Annotated in this window: 5 protein-coding genes and 1 pseudogene; all 6 read right to left on the bottom strand. The window is 72.2% G+C overall.

Annotation, left to right across the window (positions count from 1 at the left end):
- Window positions 1-290 (bottom strand): annotated as a pseudogene (locus tag M0P34_RS13545) (hypothetical protein); the annotation flags it as partial.
- On the bottom strand, window positions 287-1,237 hold the full coding sequence (locus tag M0P34_RS13540; RefSeq protein WP_291500044.1) for a 4Fe-4S dicluster domain-containing protein: 951 nt from the start codon (window positions 1,235-1,237) through the stop codon (window positions 287-289). The pseudogene M0P34_RS13545 and the gene M0P34_RS13540, both read right to left, overlap by 4 nt.
- Window positions 1,234-1,707 (bottom strand): hydrogenase iron-sulfur subunit, encoded by a 474-nt coding sequence (locus M0P34_RS13535; protein ID WP_291500042.1) that lies wholly within the window; start codon window positions 1,705-1,707, stop codon window positions 1,234-1,236. Before M0P34_RS13535 ends, M0P34_RS13540 begins: the two co-directional genes overlap by 4 nt.
- Window positions 1,677-3,656 (bottom strand): CoB--CoM heterodisulfide reductase iron-sulfur subunit A family protein, encoded by a 1,980-nt coding sequence (locus M0P34_RS13530; RefSeq protein WP_291500040.1) that lies wholly within the window; start codon window positions 3,654-3,656, stop codon window positions 1,677-1,679. Before M0P34_RS13530 ends, M0P34_RS13535 begins: the two co-directional genes overlap by 31 nt.
- A 2-nt stretch (window positions 3,657-3,658) precedes the next feature.
- A complete protein-coding gene (locus M0P34_RS13525) occupies window positions 3,659-4,537 on the bottom strand; it encodes a CoB--CoM heterodisulfide reductase iron-sulfur subunit B family protein (RefSeq protein ID WP_291500038.1) in 879 nt (292 codons plus the stop codon).
- Window positions 4,534-5,091 carry a 4Fe-4S dicluster domain-containing protein gene (locus M0P34_RS13520; RefSeq protein ID WP_291500035.1) on the bottom strand — a complete coding sequence of 186 codons (558 nt, stop codon included), beginning with the start codon at window positions 5,089-5,091 and terminating at the stop codon, window positions 4,534-4,536. The genes M0P34_RS13525 and M0P34_RS13520 overlap by 4 nt, the downstream gene beginning before the upstream one ends.
- Between the last annotated feature and the right edge of the window lie 199 nt (window positions 5,092-5,290).

Raw genomic sequence — 5,290 nt, 5'->3', positions numbered from 1 at the left:
GGGGGCACGCGCACGTCGGTGTGGGCCCGGCCGGTCTCGGGGTCGCGGGTGAAGTGCAGGTGCAGGAGATCCTCGGTCTGGGGCAGCACGGCCCCCCGGGGCGACTGGGCGGCGGGCCGGTCCAGCACCAGGGAGCCCTCCTGCCCCTGGGGCGCATCGAAATCCGGCGGGCCGAAAAGCACGGCGGGCCCGCGCCGCACCGGGGCCAGCACGCGCCGCTCCCCGGCCAGGGCCCGCAGCCACGGCCCCAGGGCCTCCCGGGGCAGGAACAGCAGTCCGCTCTGGTTCATCGGCCCTCCTCGGCCCCGTGGTCGGGGATGGTCGGCTCCTCGGCGCGGAAGGTCAGAAGCGGCGGGACCTGGGCCGGGTCCGTGCCCGCGACGTGGCCGAAAAGGGCCTCGGCCTCGCGGGCCAGCACGCGCTTCAGGGTCAGCACGGGGATGTCCACGGGGCAGGCCCGCTGGCACTGGCCGCACTCGGTGCAGCGCCCGGCGGTGTGCACGGCGTGGATGACCTGGAAAAGCAGCTTCTCGCGCACGGACGAGGACTGGCTGAGCCAGCCCGGGCGGCGCGTCTCGGCCAGGCAATGGTCGCGGCACACGCACAGCGGGCAGGCGTTGCGGCAGGCGTAGCAGCGCAGGCAGCGCCCCAGTTCGCGCTCCCAGTGGCGGAAGCGCTCCTCCACCGGCCTGGCCAGGAAGGCGTCCAGGTCGGCGTGGGGGCCGCCCTCGGGCTCGCGCGGGGCGCGCCCGGGGCCGATGGTCACGTCGGCCAGCACGGGGTTTGGAAAACGGCAGCGCAGGCAGCGGGGGTCCAGCAGCTCGTCGGGCGCAGCGCAGGCCCAGTCGCCGGGCGCGGGGGCCCCGGGCGCCAGCCGGGTCCGGTCCAGCACCCCGGCGCACGGCAGGCCGATGAGCACCAGCTCCTCGCGGCGCAGCAGGCCCTCGGCCAGGAGCTGGGCCACGCTGCGGCTGTCGCAGCCCTTGACGCACACGGCCACCTTGCGCCCGGCCAGGGCGCGCAGGTGCCCCGCCAGGTTCTGCACGGCCCCGGGGCCGAAGTCCAGGGCCGCGCACTCCCCGGGGCTGGCGGCGAACAGGGGCGCCAGGGTCGCCGGGTCGGGCCCCGGGCCCCAGCCCAGGACCAGCTCCGCCCCGGCCTGGAGGGCGTCGCAGGCCGCACGGCGCAGCTCGGCGCGCAGGGTCTCCAGGCTGGCGGCGTCTTGCGCGGTGCTCATGCGCCCTCCTGCGGGGCCGCCGGGTGGCACAGGGCCGCGGCGGCGAGGTCGGTTTCGCGCAGCCGGGGCATGGGCCCCAGGGCATGGACGCGGGCCGTGAAATCGGCGACCACCTGCTGCCAGCGCTGGCCCTCGGAGGCCGAGACCCAGGTGTACAGGAAGCGGCCCGGGTCGATGCCCAGGGCGGGCAGCAGGCGCAGGAAAAGCTCCAGGCGCCGCCGGGCATGGTAGTTGCCCTCGGAGTAGTGGCAGTCGCGCGGGTGGCAGCCCGAAACCAGCACCCCGTCAGCCCCGCCGTAGAAGGCCTTGGCGATGAACAGCGGGTCGATGCGCCCGGAACAGGGCACGCGCACGATGCGCAGGTCCGTGGGCTGGGCCAGCCGGGCGACCCCGGCGGTGTCGGCCCCGCCGTAGGAGCACCAGTTGCACAGAAAGCCGATTATCCGCAGGTCGGCAGCGGGATCCGGCATAGGGCCTCCACCTCGGCGAGGATCTGGTCGTCGGTGAAATGCTGGAGCTGCACGGCGCCCTGGGGGCAGGTCACGCAGCACACGCCGCAGCCCTGGCACACGGTCTCCACCACCTGGGCGCGCACGGCCCCGTCCCGGCCCTGCTCCTCGCGGATGGCGCCGAAGGGGCAGGTCTTCAGACATTTGAGGCAGCCCACGCAGCGGCGCGGGTCCACCAGGGCCACCTGCGGGTCGCTGGCCAGGGTGCCCCGGGCGAACAGCCCGAGCACCTTGGCCGCCGCCGCGCTGGCCTGGGAAACGGAGGCCGGGATGTCCTTGGGCCCCTGGCAGGCTCCGGCCAGATACACGCCCGCCGTGTTGGTCTCCACGGGCCGGAGCTTGGGGTGTCCCTCCATGAAGAAACCGTGCTCGTCGATGGACACGCGCAGGGTTGCGGCCAGCTCGTGGGCGCCCGGGGCGTGCTCGGCGCCAACGGCCAGGACCACCAGGTCCGCCTCCACCTGCACCTGGGCGGCCATGAGCGTGTCCGCCCCGCGCACCACCAGCCGGTCGCCCTTGGGGAAGATGCGCGAAACGCGGCCCCGGACGTAGCGCACCCCGTACTCCTCCATGGCCCGGCGGATGAACTCGTCGTAGCCCTTCCCCGGGGAGCGGATGTCCATGTAGAAGACATAGGTCTGGGCGCCGGGAACGTGGTCGCGGGTCAGGATGGCCTGCTTGGCCGTATACATGCAGCAAAAGCCCGAGCAGTAGGGGCGGCCGATATGCCGGTCGCGCGAGCCCACGCACTGGATGAAGACCACGCTTCGCGGCTCGCGGCCGTCGGAGGGGCGCAGCACATGCCCGCCCGTGGGCCCGCTGGCCGAGAGCATCCGCTCGTACTGCATGGAGGTGATCACATCGGGGTAGCGCCCGCCGCCGTACTGGCCGTAGACCTTGGGGTCGAACAATTCGTAGCCCGTGGCCACGATGATGGCGCCGACCTTCTCGGTGACGGTGGTCTCGGTCATGGCGTAGTCGATGGCCCCCGAGGGGCAGACCTTGGCGCAGACCCCGCACTTGCCCGTGGTCAGCTGCTTGCAGTGGGCGGGGTTGATCACGGCCTTCTTGGGGATGGCCTGGGGAAAGGGGATGTTGATGGCCCTGGCCGGGGCCAGCCCGGCGTTGAAGGGGTCGGGCGCGTCCCGGGCCGGGCACTTCTTCACGCATTCGCCGCAGCCGGTGCACTTGCTCCAGTCCACATAGGTGGCCTTGCGGCGCACGGCGACCTCGAAATTGCCCACCCAGCCCGACACGGAGGCCACCTCGCTGTAGGCGTGCAGCGTGATGCCCGGGTGCTGGGCCACGTCCACCATGCGCGGGCCCAGCACGCACGACGAGCAGTCCACGGTGGGAAAGGTCTTGTCCAGCTGGGCCATTTTGCCGCCGATGGACGAGGCGCGCTCCACCAGCACGACCTCCAGCCCGCCGTCGGCGCAGTCCAGGGCGGCCTGGATGCCGGCCACCCCGCCCCCCACGACCAGCACCCGCCGCGTGACCGGGAACTCCCGGGGCGTGAGCGGGCGGTTGCGGCGCAGCTTCTCCACGGCCATGCGCACCAGGTCCGTGGCCTTGGCCGTATTGCGCTCCTTGTCGCGCCCGACCCACGAGACGTGCTCGCGGATGTTGGCCATTTCGAACATGTAGGGATTGAGCCCCGCGCGGGCCACGGTGCGCCGGAAGGTCCGCTCGTGCATCCGGGGGCTGCACGAGGCGACCACCACGCCGTCCAGCCCGTGCTCGGCAACGGCGGCCACGATGGCCTCCTGGCCGGGCTCGGAGCAGGTGTAGACCGAATCGGCGGCGAAGGCCACGTCGGGCATGGCGCGGGCGGCCAGGGCCACGGCCGCGCAGTCCACGGTGGCGGCGATGTTGCTGCCGCAGTGGCAGACGAAGACGCCCAGGCGCATGGTCAGCCCTCCGTCCCGAGCTTGCGCAACACCCCGCCCGGAGGCACCACCAGCCGGTCCAGGCCCAGGTCGGCCCGGTCCAGCCCCAGGGCCAGCCCCAGGAGCTGCGTGAAATAGAACACCGGGATGCCGAAGGCCCGGCGGCGGGCGGCGGCGATCTGGTCCTGGCGCAGGTCCAGGTTCATCTGGCACAGGGGGCAGGCCACGGCCAGGGCGTCGGCCCCCAGGTCGGCGGCGGCCTCCAGCAGGCGGCCCGACAGCTCCATGACCAGATCCTTGCGCGGCACGCCGTAGGAGGCGCCGCAGCACTCGGTCTTGAAGGGAAACGCCACGACCTCGGCCCCGGCGGCCTCCAGGAGCGCGTCCATGGCCACGGGGTTCTCGGGGTCGTCGAAGGCCATGAGCCCGGGCGGGCGGTGCAGGATGCAGCCGTAGTACGGCGCGACCCTGAGCCCGGCCAGGGGCCGGACCACGGCGTCGGCCAGGGCCTGCGGCCCGGCCTGCTCGAAAAGGGCCTGGAGCAGCGACACTGCGGGCAGCCCGCCCTCGCAGGGCACGGACAGCAGCGCGTTGATGCGCTCGCGCCGGGCGGGGTCGTCCAGGTCGCGCGCGGCGGTGCGCAGGTTGACCAGGCAGTTGGGGCACGGGGTGACCACGGCCCCGAAGCCGCCCTGGCGGGCCAAGCCGAGGTTGCGCGCGGCCAGGGCGCCGGAGAGCACCGCGTCCACGGCATGGGCCGGGGACGAACCGCAGCAGCTCCAGTCGGGTATCTCGGCCAGCTCGATGCCCAGGGCCGCGCAGCAGGCGCGCCCCGAGCGGTCGTAGTCCTGGGCCGTGCCCTCCAGGGAGCAGCCCGGGTAGTAGGCGAAACGGGGGCTCATTTCTCCAGGCTCTCCCGGTAGCGGCGGAAAATCCGCTCCACCTCGTCGCGGCCCCGGATGTCGCGCGCGCGCAGGAAAAGCTTGCCCCGGGCCAGGGCCTTGGGCCCGAGGTCCATGTCCGTCAGCCGCCGCGAGCGGGCGATGAAGCTCATCATGGTGCCCAGCTCGAACACGCGGCCGTGGCGCATCACCGATTGCAGGAAACTGTCCTGGAACTGCTTGATCTGCTTTTCAGGGGCGTAGCCCTCGCGCCGCGAGATCTGGCGCAGCACCTCCATGATGCGGGCCACGTCGATGTTGTTGGGGCAGCGGGTCGAGCAGGTCTTGCAGGTGGCGCAGATCCAGATGGACCGGCACGAGAGCACCGCCTCGCGCTGGCCCCATTGCAGGGCGCGCATGACGCTGGAGGCGGGCAGGTCGTAGGCGAAGGTGAAGGGGCACCCGGCGGTGCAGTTGCCGCACTGGTAGCACAGGGTGAGGTTCTGGCCGCTCTCGCGGGCCACCTCGGCCACGAACTGCATGTCGCAGGAATGCGTCAGGTCGAGGACGGTCACGCCGGGGGTTCCTCCTTCTTGGGGCGGTCTTGGCCCGAGATTCAAGGATACAGAACAAAACCAAAATAAACCATGCTCGATTTTTTGGCAATACGAAAAACAAACAGGGCTTATTTTTCGTTTTGAAAAAACGACTGGCCCAAAAGCGGTGGTTTTCATCTCCGGCCAGCCCCGGGGCGGGGCTGCGCCATGTCCGGCG

It is taken from the genome of Desulfocurvus sp., assembly GCF_023230885.1.
Classification (GTDB): Bacteria; Desulfobacterota; Desulfovibrionia; order Desulfovibrionales; family Desulfovibrionaceae; genus Desulfocurvus.
Note: the sequence above shows the minus strand (reverse complement) of the source record. Positions and strands in the feature narration are given on the sequence as shown.

Bases quoted from the DNA above. Each gene is read 5' to 3' on its own strand.
- M0P34_RS13540 (WP_291500044.1), bottom strand. From the start codon at position 1,237: ATGAGCACCGCGCAAGACGCCGCCAGCCTGGAGACCCTGCGCGCCGAG.
- M0P34_RS13535 (WP_291500042.1), bottom strand. From the start codon at position 1,707: ATGCCGGATCCCGCTGCCGACCTGCGGATAATCGGCTTTCTGTGCAAC.
- M0P34_RS13530 (WP_291500040.1), bottom strand. From the start codon at position 3,656: ATGCGCCTGGGCGTCTTCGTCTGCCACTGCGGCAGCAACATCGCCGCC.
- M0P34_RS13525 (WP_291500038.1), bottom strand. From the start codon at position 4,537: ATGAGCCCCCGTTTCGCCTACTACCCGGGCTGCTCCCTGGAGGGCACG.